This is a genomic window from Neisseria sp. P0001.S005, from assembly GCF_051963715.1.
Genome location: NZ_JBQCTZ010000583.1, coordinates 1 through 479, shown reverse-complemented (window position 1 = coordinate 479; position 479 = coordinate 1). Strand labels below are relative to the sequence as shown.

The following is a 479-nucleotide window of genomic DNA, read 5'->3' as shown; positions in this document are numbered from 1 at the left end:
TTGGCAATGCCGCCGCCGACGATGAGTTGGTCGACTTTGTCGGCCAAAGATTCGAGGATGGTCAGTTTGGTAGACACTTTGCTGCCGGCAACGATGGCAACCATCGGATGAGCCGGTTGTTTCAGGGCTTTGCCCAAAGCATCAAGTTCGCCCGCCATCAATACGCCGGCGCAGGCAACGGGCGCGGCTTGGGCGACGGCTTCGGTCGAGGCTTGGGCGCGGTGGGCGGTACCGAATGCGTCGTTGACAAACACGTCGCACAAAGAAGCGTAGGCTTTGCCCAGCTCCAAGTCGTTTTTCTTCTCGCCTTTGTTGATGCGCACGTTTTGCAGCATCACGACATCACCGGCGTTCAAAGTCGGTTTGTTTTCACGCCAGTCGTTCAATACTTTCACGTCTTTGCCCAACAGTTTGCCCAAATGCGCGGCAACAGGCGCTACATCGTCTTCAGGATGGAATTCGCCTTCGGTCGGACGGCC

General features: G+C 57.0%; 1 protein-coding gene. It reads right to left on the bottom strand.

The features are described 5' to 3' along the window. The coding region (gene pgk, locus ACTHSP_RS21810) for a phosphoglycerate kinase (RefSeq protein WP_440346984.1) at positions 1–479 on the bottom strand (479 nt) is incomplete at both ends.